The organism is Arthrobacter sp. Y3221048, assembly GCF_059092685.1.
In genome coordinates this window covers 262,253-279,273 of sequence record NZ_JBNHHX010000003.1, presented here as the reverse complement: position 1 = coordinate 279,273, position 17,021 = coordinate 262,253, and the positions used below count along the sequence as shown (strand labels likewise).

Below are 17,021 nucleotides of genomic sequence, written 5' to 3'. Positions count from 1 at the left end.
AACTGAAGGGTTCCGCCCCGCTTCCTGTCCCCGGCCGGGGTCTGCGGCTACCTGGCGAAGGCGCCGAGCGAGCGCATACCGGCCGGCTGGTCTGCCAGCCTCGCGATCTCCCGAGGCAGGGGTCGGGCGACCGTGGAATCCCTGCTGGTGATCATCTTGCCCGGGCGGTAACCGGAGCCCAGCGGATTAGCACCTTCAAGATACAGGTGGTGCCGTTCCTGGCCGGTGGCTGCACTGAATTCGTCAGGGCTCGCGAACGAAGCGGACCTGCCGGAGTCCATCGCCCAGATCGCGACCGACTCCGGTGAAGCCGGCGAGACCCGATGATAGACGTTGCCCAGGGCTGTGACCCTGAGCTCCTTGGCACTGTAGGTTCCGGAATAGTCCTCCACGCACAGCAGGCAGTCCGCATTGGAGCCCGGGTTGGCGATGATGTTGTTGCGCACGACAACCGGTCCGCTGATCCAAGACATGGCGGGGTCAGGGAAGGGCTGCCGCGGATCGTGTCCGGGCGTGTGCCGGTCGCTGGCACGCCTGCCGTCCTGGACGACGTTAATCGCGCGGCCGTTGGCGCTGAATGTGTTGTTCCAAACCTGCACATCGCTGGTGTTGTTGACTTTCAGTCCGTGCCCGGAGTTGCCGGCTATGACGTTGTTGACGACGGCCGCCTTGGCCGAAAGTTCCAGGGACAGTCCGTGGCCGGAGTTGTCCAGCATGTCGTTCCCATGGACGGACGCATCAAAGACCGATTCGTCCAACCACAGCCCCGGCCCGGCATTGCCACGGAATACCGAGTCACTGATCTCCACGCCGCGTGTGCGGCCGACCTTGGCCCCACCCGATACCGGCGAGGAGTTGAAGCGTTCGGTGTTGTTCTGCTCAGCCAGCAACCCGGACACCTGCAGGCCGTCGGCATATGTGGCGGCCACCCCCAGCATTCCGTTGCGTGCCACCGTGACGTTGGTTAAGGATGCTCTGCCAGCCCCGACAAACAGGCCGGTGGTCGCATTGTCGGTTATGGTCACACCGTCCAACACGGCGCCCGGAGCTTCAATAGTCACGGCCCCCATCTGCGGAACCGAGGTCGCGTACCTGCGGATCCCGACGCCGTGCAGCTCGGATCCGGCTCCCTGAACACTGAGTGCCCTGCCGAGCATGCTGGCGCGGACGACGCGGCCTTGGGGGCTGGAGCCGAGGTAGAGGCGGTCTTCGGCGTAGTCCACGTAGAAAGTGCCCGCCTCAACCTCGGACAGATTGCCTACCTGCCGCTGGGGCACGTTGTCGATCCAGATCTGGTCCGGATGCGCCGCCATGGGGTGTTTGTCGTCGACGAACTGCCAGCCCTGTGACGCCCCGTCGGGGGCGCCGCGCTTGTAGGTGGGGCTGGCGTCAAACTCGGTCGTCCAACCGTCGACTGCGTAAACGCTCCCGCTCGGGGCGAACCCTGTTACGGGCAGGCTGCCGTCCAGCCAGACCTCTTCCCGCGGGTAGGACCGGATGATGATCCTCTTGCCTGGCGGAATCGTCACGAACTCGTGATAGCTTCCGGTCCGAAGCACAATGGTTTGGCCCGAGGTAGCCCTGTCCACCGCAGCCACGAGGGTACGCAGCGGCGCCTCGTAGGTTCCGGCGGCATCGTCCGAGCCCTCCGGCGAAACCACCAAGGCTCCGACGCCAACCGGGGTGGCAGCGGGGGCCTTTGCCGCAGCGGAAACGGAAGCCGGGTCCCCGCGGTCGGCGGCGGACGTGCCGAACAAGGACGCAGGCAGGCACAGCAGGCCAAGGGCCGTAACTGCAGCGGCGGCCAAATGCTTCCCCGACAGCCCGCCGCGCCGCGAGGTGGAACCATCCGTCATCGCAGATCTCCCCGCTCTGGTGGGGCAGAAGTTACACAACCGTAATGCCGTTAGCCGCGGGCGGCAACCCTGTCGGCTAGACTGACCGGGCACCGGCTGACCCTCAAGAGGGCCGGCAGGCTCGAGCGCATCGACGCGGCAAGCCACGTCCTGTTGGGGCTGCGCCGCCCGGACCGAAAGGGCTGGCTATGTCCTGCTTCACAGTGCAGCGTGAGGACGACTTCGACTTTCTCAGCAGCGAGTATGAAGACCTCTATGGAAGATCCGATGCGACGCCATTTCAGCACGGCGTCTGGCTGGACCGACTGTACAACGTGCTCGCACCCGCCCGGGGAGCGGAGAAGGTCGTGGTGGCTGTCCGCCGCGACAGTGGTGACCTGGTCCTCGTCCTGCCGTTCGTCCGCCGCCGGCTGGGTCAGATCCGCCTCGTAGAGTACGCCGACTTGGGCATGGCCGACTACGCGGCTCCGGTACTCGACGAAACTGCCGGACTCCATGCCGATCCCTCGATAGCACGCCGCATCCGTGAGGCCTTGGGTCGGTTCGACCTGCTGAGGATTGAGCGCGTCGCCGACTCTCCCGATGCCCTCACCGCGCTGCTGGCCGGGGCCACGAGCTCCAGGCATCTCTACAATACGCACCTGATGTCCCTCGCATCTTCCGTTGAGGAGTGGCGCGGCGGCCTGGACGCCGGCTTCGTCCGCCATCTGGACCGTAAGCACAAACGGCTACGGCCCAGGGGCGAGAAACGCCTGGTCAAGATCACCGACGTCGCCGCCGTCGACGACCTCATGCGACGCATGCAGGAATTCCGTGCCGCACGCTTTGCGGAACGCAGGGGGGTCGACTTAGTGCAGGACCCGGACTGCTTTGAGTTCTACTGTGCTGTGGTGCGGGACAGCGTCAAGACCGGCGCGCCAGGGACCCTGGCCGTGCTCGAGGTGGGCGGCGAGCCGGTTGCGATCGCCTTCGACCTGGTCGCTCCGGACCGCGACCTCTTCCTGTTGGTGGGCTATGACATGCAACGCCTGCGCAACTACTCGCTTGGCCTGCTGATCGTAGAGGAGCTTGCCAAAGACGCGATTGGGCGCGGCCAGCGGTTCTTCGACCTGACCGTCGGGGACGAATCCTACAAGGCTGACTTTGGCGCACGGCGCCGTCCGCTCTACGAAGTGCGGGTGATGGCCACCCTGCGGGGCCGTGCATATGTCTTGGGCAGAAGCGCTTACCTCCGGGCCAGGCGGGTAGCCAAGAAGACCCTTGAAGCAAGGGCGCGGCGCCGTGCGGCCCGGGCCGTGAAGAACGCCTCGCACACCACGTGATATGCGCCGACGTCCGGCGGGCAGCTTGGACTCAACGCCGGACCGACAACGCCGGCCGCTGCACAAGAAGGGGCGGTAAAGGCAATCCCCTCCTCGTAGGTCCGTGTGTTCAGCGTCTGCGGCGCATGCCGGCCGTGCCGGCGACGACTTCCGCGATGCTGCGCCGGTACCGGTGCGGGGCATGGCGTTCGAGGGCGGCAGCGGCGTCGCCGGCAGCGGCGGCACGGAAACGCTCCCAGTCCACGGCTACCCGTTCCAAGGCGTCCGCCAGTGCCACGGCGTCGTCCGGCGCGGTAAACTGGGCGCTGGCATAAGGGCCGGCGGCCTCGCGCAGCCCGGGGACCGAGCTGGCTACCAGCGGCCTGCAGGCGAGCACCGCTTCCACCGCTGTGTTGCCGAACGACTCGTCCAGCCGGGAGGGAACCACCGCGGCGTCGGCGCCCGCCAGGACGTCCCAAGGGTTCGGCTGGAAGCCGTGGAAGAGGACCTCGTCCCCAAGGCCCAGCTCTTGGACCCGGCCTCGCAGCCCGTGCTCGTAGTCCTCATAGCCGGGGACCGGGGCACCGACAATAGCCAGGGTGGCGGCCACGCCGCGCTGCCGAAGCCGCGCCACCGCCTCCAGAGCCAGGTCCGCGCCCTTGCGATGCGAGAGCCGGCCCACGTAGGCCACCCGCAGGCCGCCGTTGAGGGCCGTGCGGGCGGGCGGCGGCCCTGCCGGTCCCGGCACGCCGTTGTAAACCACGCGGGCGCGGCCTCGCAGGGCCGGCAGCGCGTGTGCCAGGGTGTCTGCGGTGAAGCGGCTATTCGCCACGATCCGGTCTGCAAGCAGCAGCGGAAGCGCCATGGCGAGCTGCAACCTGCGAGGCGTATGGCTCTCGGCTTCGTGGACGTGGGCAACGGTTGGTACACGGGACAGCCAGCCGACCAGCGGCCATAGCGGGATGGTCACAGTATTCACATACAGCACGTCCGGACGATAACGGCGCATTATTCGAATTCCCGCCCAGAACCCCAAGAGGCTCTCGCCTGCCAGACGAAGCAACCCCGCCGGCGAGAGCAGGGATCGGCGCAGCACCAGGGTGGGACAGTACTCCACCAAGGCTCCGCGTCGGGTCAGCTCATCCACCAGAGGCCCCGGTCCCGGCAGCGCCACCGCTACCCGGTCTCCGCGCTCCAGCAGGGCCTGGACGGTTTCGAGCAGCACCCGGTCCGAGCCGTACAGGTCTGCGGAGGGCTGGGCCACGAGTACGCGCAGCGGATTATCGGTTGAAGTCATAGGATCCCCTCACCTGTGTGCTTCGGGACGGCGCACTGCCCGTCAATTGAGGACCAGTGCCGCTCATCGCGGCGCGAAATATGATTCCGGCGCCGCCGGAATGCGGCCGTCGGGGAACAGCGCGTCGGCTTGGGTGCGGTATTGGCGGATCCAATGTTCTTTGGCCGCAATCGCCGTGTCCCAGTGCCAGGGTTCCAACCGATATTTGGCAAGGAACGCAGCCTCCGGTTCAGAGGACTGGTTGTAGGGGAAATCGGAGTAATAGACGACCTGCTCGGGGAATGCCGTGCCCAGAGCCCTGGTCACCAAATGGTCCACATGCCTGCCGACACCGAGGGGGCAGAAAATGAGTTCGGCTTGGGTCTGCTCCATCAGCTGCTCCACCTTGCTGCCCAGCTCGGCCATAAGGTGACGGTCGCCGCGCGCGATCCGGCCCTGCACAATGTTGAATCGGTAGGTGGGGTACCGGTGCCCCAGTTCCGGCAGGAGGCGGGCCGGGAGGCCCAGGGGGCCCGGCCCGGGCTTCCGCCGACGGTAAATGGCGTCTGTCGCGCCAAAGTGCACATTCTTTACGCCCAGGTTCCGCAGCACTGTGAGGTCTTCGGCGCGGCGGGCTTCGAAGAGTGCCGCGGCGTCCTCAATGCAGGCCAGCCGCATAAAGGTGCGTGCCGATCGCGTATGCGGCGGCGGCGCTGATTCGGTAAAGATGGTCGCCACCGTCACCTCGCGACGCCCGGCCTCGGCTTGAATGAGGGCGCCGCAGGACAATATGGCGTCATCCAAATGGGGCGATAGGAAGAGCCAGGGGTTGCCCGCGCACCTCGAGTTTTCTATGCGCCGGGGGGCTGGGAGTGTCACTGGGTTGGCCCTTCGGAAACGGTTAGTGGAGGCATGCCTGCCGCCAGCGGCCCGGAGACGGGATCTGTACTCAAATAGTCCCGCAGCGCAGCGAAGGCCCTCGGGGGCCGGAAGCCGGCGGCTTCGATCTTCGCCAGGTCCAAGGTGCTCCGGGCCGGTCGGGGTGCGGCCGGACGGGAGCCGAGGTATTCAGCGGTGCTCACGGGGGCCACCTGCTGGGGGTCCTTGCCCAGCAAGCGATAGACTTCCGCGGCGACCTCCGCCCAGCTGGTCGCAGGACCGGAGTTGGTCAGATTGTAGGTGCCGAACGGGGCCCCGCTCTCCAACAGGTGCAGGATTCCGGAAGCGAGGTCGCGGCTGAAGGTGAGGCGTCCGCGCTGGTCGGCGACAACGGAGGGGGAGACGCCACGGGCAGCCAGCTTCGCCATCGTACGGACGAAGTTCGCGCCGTCCCCGACCACCCAGCTGGTTCGAACAATGTAATGCTGGGGGGCTGCCGCGGCGGCTGCGTCGCCGGCGGCCTTGGACTGGCCGTAGACACCAAGGGGCGAAGGCTGCTCGGTTTCCGCATGCGGCTCTTGGGATCCGTCGAACACATAGTCCGAGGAAAGGTGAACGAGCGTGAGCCGGTGTTTGGTCGCCGTGGACGCCAGTCGCGACACGGCGGCAGCGTTCAGCTGCCAGGCCAGGCGGCGGCCCTCGCTGCTCTCCGCGCCCTCCACATCGGTGTAGGCGGCGGCGTTGATGATGGTGCGATAGCCGCTCCAGTCCCGCGATCGGTAGGACTCCTCGTGCGCGAGGTCGAAGTCCGTCCGGGCCGCGAATTCGGCTTCCGGCAGCACCTGGCGCAGGGCCCGGCCCAACTGGCCGTCCGCCCCCAGAACCAGGATGCGCCGCGGCTTCATGGGTGCCACCGCCGGCAGGCGCGGATGGTGCAGGTCTTTTTCGGAAAGTTCGGCCTCGGCGAGCGGAATCGGCCACGGGATGGCGGCGGATTCGTCCCCTGCATTCAGGTACACGTACTCCGCCTGGGCCCCGGCGTTCCAGTGGTCATTGACCAGGTAGCTGTAGACCGTGTCCGGCTCCAGCGTTTGAAAGCCGTTGCCGACGCCGCGCGGTACGAATACCGCCTTATCCGGTCCCAGTTCAAGGCAAAACCGCCGGCCGAAGGTGGGGCCTTCGCGCAGGTCGACCCAGGCTCCGAAGATCCTGCCGGCCGCGACGGAGACATATTTGTCCCACGGCTCGGCGTGGATGCCGCGCGTGGTTCCGGCCTTGGCGTTGAAGGAGACGTTGTTCTGCACCGGGCCGAAGTCTGGAAGCCCCAGGGAAATGAGCTTTTCCCGCTGCCAGTTCTCCTTGAACCAGCCCCGGTTGTCCCCGAAGACCGGCAGGCAAACTACCAGCAGCCCTGGGATCGGAGTCTGCTCGACGGCGTGCTTTGCGGCGCTCACTGGCCGCGGCCCGCGTAGAACAGCTCAGTCGATGCTTTCGCACCGGACCAGAAACCGGGATTGTCCCGGTACCAGGCAACGGTATCTGCCAAACCGGCCTCAAGGTTCACAAACTTCGGCTCCCAGCCGAGCTCCCCGCGAAGTTTGCTGGAATCGATGGCGTAGCGCAGATCGTGACCGGCCCGGTCTGTCACCAGGTCGAAATCGTCCGAACGACGGCCGAGCAAGTCCAGCAGGATGCCCAAAACCTCGCGATTGCTGCGTTCGCCGTCGGCGCCGATGAGATAGGTTTCGCCCGGCCGTCCGTCGTCGAGGATGCGCAGTACGGCCGAGGAATGGTCCTCCACATGGATCCAGTCGCGCACGTTGCGGCCGTCCCCGTACAGCTTGGGCCGGCGGCCGGTCAGGATATTGGTGATCTGCCGGGGGATGAACTTCTCCACATGCTGGTACGGGCCGTAGTTGTTGGAACAATTGCTCAGCGTCGCGTTCACGCCGAAAGAGCGTACCCATGCACGAACCAGCAGGTCGGAGCCGGCTTTGGTCGACGAATACGGACTGGACGGATTGTACGGCGTGTGCTCGGTGAACCGTTCCGACCCGTCCAGTGGAAGATCGCCGTAGACCTCGTCCGTGGAGATGTGGTGAAACCGCGTACCGTGCCGGCGCGCAGCCTCCAGCAAGGTGTACGTCCCCATGATGTTGCTGTGCAGAAACGGCTGCGGATTCACCAGCGAATTGTCGTTGTGGGTCTCCGCCGCGAAATGCACTACGGCGTCATGATCCGCCATCAGGTGGTCAACCGCTTGTGGATCGGCCACATCGCCGTGCACCAAGCGGCAGCGGCCCACGGGCAGGCCGTCGAGGGAAGCGGCATTGGCCGCATAGCTCATGTTGTCCACTATGGTTACCTGGTCATCGGTGTGGGCCAGCACATGGCGCACAAAATTCGAACCGATGAAACCGGCACCTCCGGTTACCAGTAGCTTTCGCATAGTTCCCGCCGGAGCTGTCCGCTCCAGGTGCGGCTCGCCGCCCGGCCAAGCTCGGTCATCGCCCATAGCGGGTGCTCTCGAGCAGGTCCAAAAGGTAAGTGCCGTAGCCGCTCTTGCCCAGTGACTGGCCGTGGCCGCGGAGCTGCTCGTCGTCGATGTACTTCATCCGCCACGCGACTTCCTCGGGCGAGCCGATGGGCATGCCCTGACGGTTCGCAATAGTGCGGATGAAGTTGGAAGCATCGTTGAGGGAATCGAAGGTCCCCGTGTCCAGCCAGGCCGTGCCGCGGGGGAGGATTTTCACGGTCAGGCGCCCCTGATCCATGTAGAGCCGATTCAGATCGGTGATTTCCAGTTCCCCCCGTGCTGAGGGCCGCAAGGTCCGAGCCATCTCGACGGCGTCGTTGTCGTAGAAATACAGTCCGGGAACGGCGTAATTGCTCTTGGGCTGGCGTGGTTTTTCCTCGATGGAAATAGCCGTTCCATTTGCGTCGAATTCGACAACCCCGTAGGCGCGCGGGTCGGCTACCCAATAACCGAAGATAACGGCACCCTCGATATTCGTCATCGCCTCGAGCTGCGTCCCCAGTCCGGGACCATAAAACAAGTTGTCACCCAAAACCAAAGCGCACGACTCTGTTCCGATGTGTTGGGCACCGATAATAAAAGCCTCGGCCAGGCCGCGGGGCGCCTCCTGCTGCCGGTAGGTCAGCGACAGTCCGAACTGTGCCCCGTCGCCCAGCAGGGCTTGGAATTGGGGTGCGTCCACCGGTGTTGTGATGATCAGGATGTCCCGGATCCCTGCCAACATAAGGGTCGAAAGCGGATAGTAAATCATCGGCTTGTCGTAGACCGGCACAAGTTGTTTGCTGATACCCAGGGTAATCGGATGCAATCGTGATCCTGTCCCCCCAGCCAGAATTATCCCCCGCATAGCGTCATTTCTAGCGTGAATGACTGGCTTTGTATAGAGGTGTCGAAGAATAAAATGCTTTGGAAGCGGGGGAGACTGCTGACGCTTACTTCAACAGGCCCTCGTCCGCCTCGATGGCCGAAAGGGCGATGTCCTTGTAGCCAACCGATTCGAACAGGATCGTGATGCGGTCGGGCTGGGTGCCCATGACGATGCCGGGCCCCCACTCGCGGTGCTTCACCGGGCGCTGGATCTCATAACCCGCCGGCATTGCCGCCTCCCGGGCTTCGGCCGCAGCCTGCGACCCCGCCTCGCAGTTGTCGCAATTGCCGCAGTAGCCGTCCGTCTCTTCGCCGAAGTAGTTCAGCAACCAGTCGCGCCGGCAGTGATCCGTCTCGGCGTAGCCGCGGGCCATTTCGATCCGGGACTCGTCGATCCGGTGCCGCGCATCGGCTTCCGCCAGCGCACTTTCCGCAGCCGACGCCGGGTCCGCGCCGCCGACCGCCCGGTAGCCCTTGCGGTTCACGGTGATGCTGCCGCCGTGCTCCAGGAAGTTGAGCAGATGGGACTGTTTCCGCTGCGACAGGCCGGTGTGTTCGCGCAGCGCGGCGGACCGGAGCGGCCCGTGTTCCCGGACGGCGCTGAAGACACCTGCGAGCTCGTCCGGGTCTGGGGCGCCGCCGGCGAAAAAACGCTGCAGGCCCAGGTCCTCCGACCGGTAATGCAAAATGGCCCGCGCCGGGTCACCGTCCCGTCCTGCGCGGCCGATCTCCTGGTAGTAACTGTCCAGCGAATCCGGGATGTCCGCGTGAACCACGAACCGCACATCCGGCTTGTCGATCCCCATGCCGAAGGCGGAGGTAGCCACGACCACGTCCACCCCGTTCTCCTGGAAACGCTCGTGGATCGCCTCCCGGTCCGCCGCCTTCCGGCCTGCGTGGTAGGCGTCCGTCCGCAGGCCGCGCTCGGCCAACTCGGCGGCGTATCTCTCGGTGTCCCTGCGGGTGGCCGTGTATAACAGGCCGGGCCCGCCAAGTTCGGCCACCTGGTCCACCACGGCCCGCCGCTTGCCGCCGTCCTCGTGATGCCGCAGGACCTGGAGGTTCAGGTTCGGCCGGTCGAAACCCTGCACGTTAATGAACGGGTCGCGCATGCCCAGCCGGTCGACGATCTCCGTCCTCGTGTGCGGTGATGCGGTGGCCGTCAGGGCGACGACCGTCGGGTGCCCCAACCGCTTCACCACCGAGGTCAGCATCAGGTAGTCGGGTCGGAAATCGTGTCCCCAAGACGAGATGCAGTGCGCCTCGTCGACCACGAGCAGCGAGATGTCCTGTTCCGCCAACCGCCGCAGGGTCTCTTCACGGGCCAATTGTTCCGGCGCCAGGAAAAGGAACTTCGCCTCGCCGCTGGCCATCGCGTCCCACGCCGCCCGTTCCGCGGACGCCCTCAGCTGCGAATTCACCGCGAAGGCCCGCTGTGCGCCCAGATCGCCGTTGATGGCATCCACCTGGTCGTACTGCAGCGCAATCAACGGAGAAATAACGACGGCGGTGCCCGGCAACGCGACGCCGGGAACCTGATAGATGGCGGACTTTCCGTGACCCGATGGCATCACGGCCAGGACGTCCTCACCGCGGGCGGCCGCAGCCATGGCGTCCAACTGCCCTTCGCGAAGGACGTCCCAGCCGAAAGCTTCTTCGGCCACCCTGCGCAATTCGCCGTGGTCGGGCGTCTGGGAATAATCTGGCATCAGGCTCCTGGAAGGTCGGGTCAATGACGTGGTGTTTAGTGTCGTTTCTAACCAATCCGCAGGACTTTGTATAGCCGGTCAGGGCGGCCAAGCGGCCGTCCTGCCGTCGTTCGGGGTCCGCGAGGCCTGCGGGTAAGGCATGGCTCAGGTGACCCCGCACCCGGTGAAGTGGGATGATTAGCGCAGACTTGTCTTGCGTATTGTCGGCCAATAGCGGGACAAACTGGTTCCAACCATCGATCCAAGGAGCACCCCAGGTGTCTGTGGTATCCACTCCCGCAACCCTCAAGCATGCCGCCGGCATGATCGACAACGCCGAGGCGCGGCGCATCCGCAACGACTTCCCGATCCTCGACCAGCAGGTGAACGGCTCGCCGCTGGTCTACCTGGATTCGGGCGCCACGTCGCAGAATCCGCTCTCCGTGCTGGAGGCGGAGCAGGAGTACTACGAACAGCGCAACGCCGCCGTCCACCGCGGCGCGCACATGTTGGCGGTCTCCGCCACCGATGCTTTCGAGAACGCGCGGGAAACCGTCGCCGGCTTCATCAATGCCGGCATCGACGAAGTGGTCTGGACCTCCAACGCCACCGAAGCCATCAACCTGGTCGCCTATGCCTTTTCCAACGCCAGTGCCGGCCGCGGCGGGGAGGCCGCGTCGCGTTTTGCGCTGGGGCCCGGCGACGAGCTGGTGGTTACCGAGATGGAGCACCACGCCAACCTCATCCCCTGGCAGGAGCTCGCCTTCCGCACCGGCGCCACGTTGCGCTTCATCCCGGTGGACGACGCCGGTGCGCTGCGCCTCGACGAGGCAGCGCAGGTCATCGGTCCGCGCACCAAGGTGCTGGCGTTCACCCATGCCTCCAATGTGCTGGGGACCATCAACCCGGTGGAGGCTTTGGTGGGGCTCGCGCGGGAGGCGGGCGCCGTCGTCGTGCTCGATGCCTGCCAGTCGGTGCCGCATCTGGCCGTGGACGTCAAGTCCCTGGACGTGGACTTCGCTGCCTTCTCCGGGCACAAGATGCTGGGCCCCACCGGCATCGGCGTGCTGTACGGGAAGGCGGAGCTGCTCAACGCCATGCCGCCGTTCCTGACCGGCGGTTCCATGATCACGACCGTGACCATGGAGCAGGCCGAGTACCTGCCGTCCCCGCAACGCTTCGAAGCCGGGACCCAACGCATCTCGCAGGCCGTGGCCTTGGCCGCGGCGGTCGACTACCTCCAGGAGACCGGCATGGACCGGATCCATGCCTGGGAGGCGGAACTGGGCCAGCGGCTGGTGGCCGGGCTTGAGGCCATCGACGGTGTCCGGGTGCTCGGCCCGGCTGCCGGCGCCGAACGGATCGGGCTGGCCGCCTTCGATGTCGAGGGCGTCCATGCCCACGACGTCGGCCAGTTCCTGGACGACAAGGGCATCGCCGTGCGCGTCGGCCACCACTGCGCGCAGCCGCTGCACCGGCGGCTCGGCCTGGTGGCCACCACCCGCGTCAGCACCTATCTGTACAACACCACGGACGACGTCGACGCCTTCCTGGAGGCCGTCGCCGGGGTCCGCCCGTTCTTTGGAGTTAACTGACGTGAGTGCTGAACTGCAGCAGCTGTACCAGCAGATCATCCTGGAGCACGCCAAGAAACGGCACGGGGCGCCCCTGGCGGATCCGCCGCCCGGCGACAAGTCCGGCGAGTCGCACATGCTCAATCCCACCTGCGGCGACGAAATCACGCTGCGGGCCGCCGTACACGAGGACGGCGCTGCAACCATGCTCTCCGGCGTCAGCTGGGACGGCCAAGGCTGCTCCATCTCGATGGCCTCCGCGTCGGTGCTGAGCGATTTGGCGCAGGGCATGGAGCGGGAGGAGCTGCTGAAGGTGGTGGACAACTTCCGCGAGTTGATGCGCTCGCGCGGGAGTGTCGAGGCCGACGAAGAAATCCTCGGAGATGCGGCCGCGTTCTCCGGCGTCTCCCGGTACCCGGCGCGGGTTAAGTGCGCCATGCTCGCGTGGGTGGCGCTGGAGGAAGCCTTGCTGGCGGCGAACTGACTGGACGCAAAAGGGGCCGGGCAGCGCAGTAGCGCGGCCCGGCCCCTCCTTTGGCTTGCTGGCTTGGTGCCTAGCCCGCCAGTCCGCGGGCACCGATCACCAGCGTGGCGATGCCCAGGATCATGGAGGTGGTCGCCTTCATGAACTCCATGGTGAAGTAGCGGGTCATCGCACCCTTCTGGTCCTTGGAGCGCGGATCCTTCGACACCCGGACAAGATGCGGTGCCCAGACAAGCAAAGGCCAGACGCCGGCAAGGATCAGTACCCAGGCCAGGGCAGCCGGAATATTCACAGCAGGGGCTCCCGGATCAGACGCGGCCGGACAGCCAGGCCTCGGCCTGCTGCGCCTGGATGTTCAAAGCCTTACCGAGCATCGGCTCGGCGGCGGCGGCGATCTTGCCGCCCAGGAACGGAATGGAAGACTTCACGTCTCCGCTGAGGTCCACTCGGGTGGAGTCTCCGTCAGCAACGAGCTGCTGGACCGCGTTGACGTCCACAGGGGCGCCGGCCACCTTCATGCTGACGTCAGCAGTGCGGGAACCGTCGGCCGCCGGCGCCTGCCACCGTTCCGTTTGGGTGACGGTGAGCGAGTCGCCCAGCATCTTCTTCGCGATCTCCGGCAGCCTAGCGCTGGGAACCTTGCGGACGACGGTCAGCGTGAAGGCGCCCGATACATCGCCGTCGCGCTGCACGGACTCCAACGTGCCGCCGACCAACTCGCTGATGTGGCGCAGGAACGCCTCGTCGGTGAAGGCCTCGGTGACCTTGGCTGCTGGGTAGGGAAGGGTGGTGGAAGCGCTGAGCGCCATGAAGACTCCCGGATTCTCGGAACTGGTTGGGCCAGCACCCATCCTACTGTGCGCGGTAAAGTTGGTCCCTGACCCTCAGTTGCGCCGAACTGGGGGGTATTCGTGTTGCGCCCGACCGGAAGAAGATGGAACACAATGAGCCTGAACGGACTGCGCACAGCCCTCGCCCAGGACGAATCGTTCGCAAAGGTACGGCTGCAGTCGGCCCGGCCCGTGGCAGAACGCAGCGAGGATCTGCAAATTGGCGCGCCGCCCGGCCTGCGGGCAGCGTTGCTGGCCGAGATGGTGCAGGGGTTGGAGGCGGGCGCCGGCCAGGGGGCCGCGCAAGGTGACGTACCCGGGGCCGGCGTCGTGCTGGCGGTGACGGCGACGGGACGCGAGACCGAAGACCTGGCGGCGGCGCTGCGCAGCTATCTGCCGGATGAGTCGATCGAGGAGTTCCCCAGTTGGGAGACGTTGCCCCACGAGCGCCTCTCGCCGCGGTCGGACACGGTGGGGCGCAGGCTATCGGTGTTGCGCAGGCTGAAGCACGACGACGGGGCGGCGCCGTTGCGGGTGGTCGTGGCGCCGGTGCGTGCGGTGCTTCAGCCGCTCGTACAGGGGCTGGGGGATTTGCAGCCTGTTTCGCTGACGGTCGGCGACGAGGTCACCTTCACCGACGTGGTCCGGCGGTTGTCCGAAGCTGCCTACGCCCGGGTGGACATGGTCAGCCGGCGCGGCGAGTTTGCGGTCCGCGGCGGGATCCTGGATGTCTTCTCGCCCACCGACGACCACCCCGTCCGGATCGAGTTCTTCGGCGACGAGGTCGAATCGATGCGCTGGTTCGCCGTTGCGGACCAGCGTTCCCTGGCCGGCGAGAACGTCAAGCACCCGGCCCAGCTGTACGCCCCGCCGTGCCGGGAGCTGCTGATCACGCCCTCGGTCATGAGCCGCGCCGCAAAGCTGAAGGGCCAGATGCCGGCGGCGGCTGACATGCTGGAGAAGATCGCCGGGGGCGTCGCCGTCGAAGGCATGGAATCGCTGTCGCCGGTGCTGGTGGACGCCATGGTGCCGTTCATCGGGGAGCTGCCGCCCGGATCCATCGCCGTCGTCATTGAGCCGGAAAAAGTGCGCGGCCGCGCACACGACTTGGAAACGACGAACGACGAGTTCCTGGCGGCCGCGTGGGCGACGGCGTCGGAGGGCGGGGATGCGCCGCTGGACCTGGCGCTGCAAGGGGACCTGGAGCAGGCCGGCTTCCGTTCGCTGGCGGACACCCGGGCGACGGCCGGAGAACGGCAGGTGTCCTGGTGGTCCATCACCTCGTTCAACCCCGACGACGAAACCGTCCTGGACATCGACACGCTGACCATCGCCGCCAGGGAGCCGAGGGGCTACCAGGGCGATGTGGCCGAAATGATGGAGTTCATCGGTTCCCGCGTGCGCGACCAATGGCGTGTGGTCGTGGCGACCGAAGGCCCGGGCCCCGCCGCCCGCATGGCCGAACTCTTCCACGATGCCCAGATCCCGGCCTCCCGCGTCGAATCGCTGGAGAGCGAACCGCAGCCCGGGATCATCGAAATCACCACCGCGAGCACCGGCAAGGGGTTTGTATTCGACGGGCTGAAGCTGGGCCTGCTGACAGAAGCCGACCTGCTGGGCCGGGCCACCGCGCGCTCCACCAAGGACATGGGCAAGATGCCGTCGCGGCGGCGCAACGCGGTGGACCCGCTGCAGTTGACCGAGGGCGACTTTGTGGTGCATGAGCAGCACGGCGTGGGGAAGTTCGTGGAATTGGTGCAGCGGTCCACCGGCGCCGGGCCCACCAAGGCGATGCGTGAGTACCTGGTGCTGGAATACGCCCCGGCCAAGCGCGGTGCACCGGGGGACCGGCTGTTCGTGCCGACGGACCAGTTGGACCAGGTGACCCGCTACGTCGGCGGAGATGCCCCGGCCCTGTCGAAGATGGGCGGCTCCGATTGGGCAAAGACCAAGAGCCAGGCCCGCAAGGCGGTCAAGGAGATTGCCGGGGAACTGATCCGGCTGTATTCGGCCCGGATGGCCTCCCGGGGGCACGCCTTCGGACCGGACACCCCGTGGCAGCGCGAGCTGGAAGAGGCCTTCCCCTACATCGAAACGCCCGACCAGCTGACCACCATCAACGAGGTCAAGGCGGACATGGAGCGCGAAGTCCCGATGGACCGGCTGGTCTCGGGCGACGTGGGCTACGGCAAGACCGAGATCGCGGTGCGGGCCGCGTTCAAGGCGGTCCAGGATGGCAAGCAGGTTGCTGTCCTGGTTCCCACCACCTTGCTGTCCCAGCAGCACTTCGAGACGTTCAGCGAACGCTTCTCCGGGTTTCCGGTCAGGGTCAAGGCGTTGTCCCGCTTCCAGACCTCCAAGGAAGCCAAGGACACGATGGAAGGGATCAGGAACGGCAGCATCGACGTCGTCATCGGAACGCACCGGCTGCTGTCCAAGGAGGTCCAGTTCAAGGACGTGGGCCTGGTCATCGTGGACGAGGAGCAGCGCTTCGGCGTCGAGCACAAGGAAGCGTTGAAGAAGATGCGGACCAACGTGGACGTCCTGGCCATGTCCGCGACACCCATCCCGCGGACGCTGGAGATGTCGCTGACCGGCATCCGCGAGACCTCCACCCTGGCCACGCCGCCGGAGGAGCGCCATCCGGTGCTGACCTATGTTGGCCCCTACACGGACAAGCAGACAACGGCGGCTATCCGGCGCGAGCTGATGCGCGAAGGACAGGTCTTTTTCGTACACAACCGGGTGTCGTCGATCGAGCGGCAGGCGGCACGGATCCGGGAACTGGTCCCCGAGGCGCGGGTGGAGGTGGCGCACGGGCAGATGAGCGAGTCGCGGCTGGAGCAGATCATTATCGACTTCTGGGAGAAGCGCTTTGACGTCCTGGTCTGCACCACCATCATCGAGACCGGGCTGGATATCTCCAACGCGAATACCCTGATCGTCGACCGGGCGGACCGGTACGGCCTCTCACAGCTGCACCAGCTGCGCGGGCGGGTGGGCCGCGGCCGGGAACGGGCGTACGCCTACTTCCTGTTCGACGCAGAGAAACCGCTGGGCGAAGTGGCCCTGGAGCGGCTGAAGGCCGTGGCTGCGCACAACGAACTGGGCGCCGGCATGCAGCTGGCCCTGAAGGACCTGGAGATCCGCGGCGCGGGCAACCTGCTGGGCGGAGAACAGTCCGGGCACATTGCCGGCGTCGGTTTTGATCTTTACATCCGGCTGGTCGGCGAGGCGGTGGCGGATTTCCGCGGCGAATCCGAGCAGAAGGTCGCCGAGATGAAGATCGAACTGCCCGTCAACGCGCACCTGCCGCACGATTACGTGCCGGGGGAGCGGCTGCGGTTGGAGGCGTACCGGAAGCTGGCGCAGGCAACTACCAGCGAAGCCATCGACGAAGTGGTGGCCGAGCTGGCCGACCGCTACGGCGAGCTGCCGGAGCCCGTGCGCAATCTCGTGGCAGTGGCGCGCTTCCGGGTCGAGGCCCGCGCTGCCGGGCTGACCGATGTGGCGGTGCAGGGCAACTTCATCAAGTTCGCGCCCGCGGCACTGCCGGAGTCCAAGGTGATGCGGCTGAACCGGATGTATCCGGGATCGCAGGTGAAGCCGGCGCTGGACTTCATCCTCGTCCCCAAGCCCAAGACCGCTCGGATCGGTGGCAAGGACCTGGCCGACTTGGCCATCCTTGAATGGGCGCAGGGCGTCATCGACGCGGTGTTCAAGGAGTAAC

At 66.2% G+C, this 17,021-nt stretch carries 13 protein-coding genes; 4 read left to right on the top strand and 9 right to left on the bottom strand.

Annotated elements, in window-relative coordinates:
* Positions 1-47: 47 nt before the first annotated feature.
* Positions 48-1,856, bottom strand: coding sequence for a right-handed parallel beta-helix repeat-containing protein (locus AC5RVS_RS10170; RefSeq protein WP_494108038.1), 1,809 nt, complete (start codon positions 1,854-1,856; stop codon positions 48-50).
* A 188-nt stretch (positions 1,857-2,044) separates the two neighbouring features.
* Here AC5RVS_RS10170 and AC5RVS_RS10165 point away from each other — a divergent pair, with 188 nt between their 5' ends.
* Positions 2,045-3,178 carry a GNAT family N-acetyltransferase gene (locus AC5RVS_RS10165; protein WP_494108037.1) on the top strand — a complete coding sequence of 378 codons (1,134 nt, stop codon included), beginning with the start codon at positions 2,045-2,047 and terminating at the stop codon, positions 3,176-3,178.
* A gap of 109 nt (positions 3,179-3,287) precedes the next feature.
* Here the strand turns inward: AC5RVS_RS10165 and AC5RVS_RS10160 are convergent, their stop codons facing one another.
* The 6 genes from AC5RVS_RS10160 to AC5RVS_RS10135 form a co-directional block, all read right to left on the bottom strand.
* Positions 3,288-4,454, bottom strand: a complete 1,167-nt coding sequence (locus AC5RVS_RS10160; protein ID WP_494108036.1) for a glycosyltransferase — start codon at positions 4,452-4,454, stop codon at positions 3,288-3,290.
* 63 nt (positions 4,455-4,517) lie between these two features.
* Positions 4,518-5,312, bottom strand: coding sequence for a PIG-L deacetylase family protein (locus AC5RVS_RS10155; protein ID WP_494108035.1), 795 nt, complete (start codon positions 5,310-5,312; stop codon positions 4,518-4,520).
* Entirely contained in the window at positions 5,309-6,766 is a 1,458-nt protein-coding gene (locus AC5RVS_RS10150) for a sugar nucleotide-binding protein (RefSeq protein WP_494108034.1), read from the bottom strand. Before AC5RVS_RS10150 ends, AC5RVS_RS10155 begins: the two co-directional genes overlap by 4 nt.
* Positions 6,763-7,761 (bottom strand): dTDP-glucose 4,6-dehydratase, encoded by a 999-nt coding sequence (rfbB, locus tag AC5RVS_RS10145; RefSeq protein WP_494108033.1) that lies wholly within the window; start codon positions 7,759-7,761, stop codon positions 6,763-6,765. Before rfbB ends, AC5RVS_RS10150 begins: the two co-directional genes overlap by 4 nt.
* 55 nt (positions 7,762-7,816) lie before the next feature.
* Positions 7,817-8,695 carry a glucose-1-phosphate thymidylyltransferase RfbA gene (rfbA, locus tag AC5RVS_RS10140; RefSeq protein ID WP_494108032.1) on the bottom strand — a complete coding sequence of 293 codons (879 nt, stop codon included), beginning with the start codon at positions 8,693-8,695 and terminating at the stop codon, positions 7,817-7,819.
* A gap of 85 nt (positions 8,696-8,780) precedes the next feature.
* Positions 8,781-10,424, bottom strand: coding sequence for a RecQ family ATP-dependent DNA helicase (locus tag AC5RVS_RS10135; RefSeq protein ID WP_494108031.1), 1,644 nt, complete (start codon positions 10,422-10,424; stop codon positions 8,781-8,783).
* 257 nt (positions 10,425-10,681) lie between these two features.
* On the opposite strand from AC5RVS_RS10135, the gene AC5RVS_RS10130 reads away from it, so the two are divergent.
* Both AC5RVS_RS10130 and sufU read left to right on the top strand, forming a co-directional pair.
* Entirely contained in the window at positions 10,682-11,998 is a 1,317-nt protein-coding gene (locus AC5RVS_RS10130; protein ID WP_494108030.1) for a cysteine desulfurase, read from the top strand.
* Between the two features lies 1 nt (position 11,999).
* On the top strand, positions 12,000-12,461 hold the full coding sequence (gene sufU, locus AC5RVS_RS10125; protein ID WP_493988006.1) for a Fe-S cluster assembly sulfur transfer protein SufU: 462 nt from the start codon (positions 12,000-12,002) through the stop codon (positions 12,459-12,461).
* 70 nt (positions 12,462-12,531) lie between these two features.
* On the opposite strand, the gene AC5RVS_RS10120 is transcribed toward sufU, so the two are convergent.
* Both AC5RVS_RS10120 and AC5RVS_RS10115 read right to left on the bottom strand, forming a co-directional pair.
* The gene (locus tag AC5RVS_RS10120; RefSeq protein ID WP_494108029.1) at positions 12,532-12,753 is read right to left on the bottom strand and encodes an SCO4848 family membrane protein; all 222 of its coding nucleotides are present in this window, start codon (positions 12,751-12,753) and stop codon (positions 12,532-12,534) included.
* Positions 12,754-12,769: 16 nt separating this feature from the next.
* Positions 12,770-13,270 (bottom strand): DUF2505 domain-containing protein, encoded by a 501-nt coding sequence (locus tag AC5RVS_RS10115; RefSeq protein WP_493988008.1) that lies wholly within the window; start codon positions 13,268-13,270, stop codon positions 12,770-12,772.
* A gap of 135 nt (positions 13,271-13,405) precedes the next feature.
* Between AC5RVS_RS10115 and mfd the strand changes: the two genes are divergently transcribed.
* Complete coding sequence (gene mfd / locus AC5RVS_RS10110; protein WP_494108028.1) at positions 13,406-17,020, top strand: transcription-repair coupling factor; 3,615 nt, start codon at positions 13,406-13,408, stop codon at positions 17,018-17,020.
* The last annotated feature ends 1 nt before the right edge of the window (position 17,021 follow it).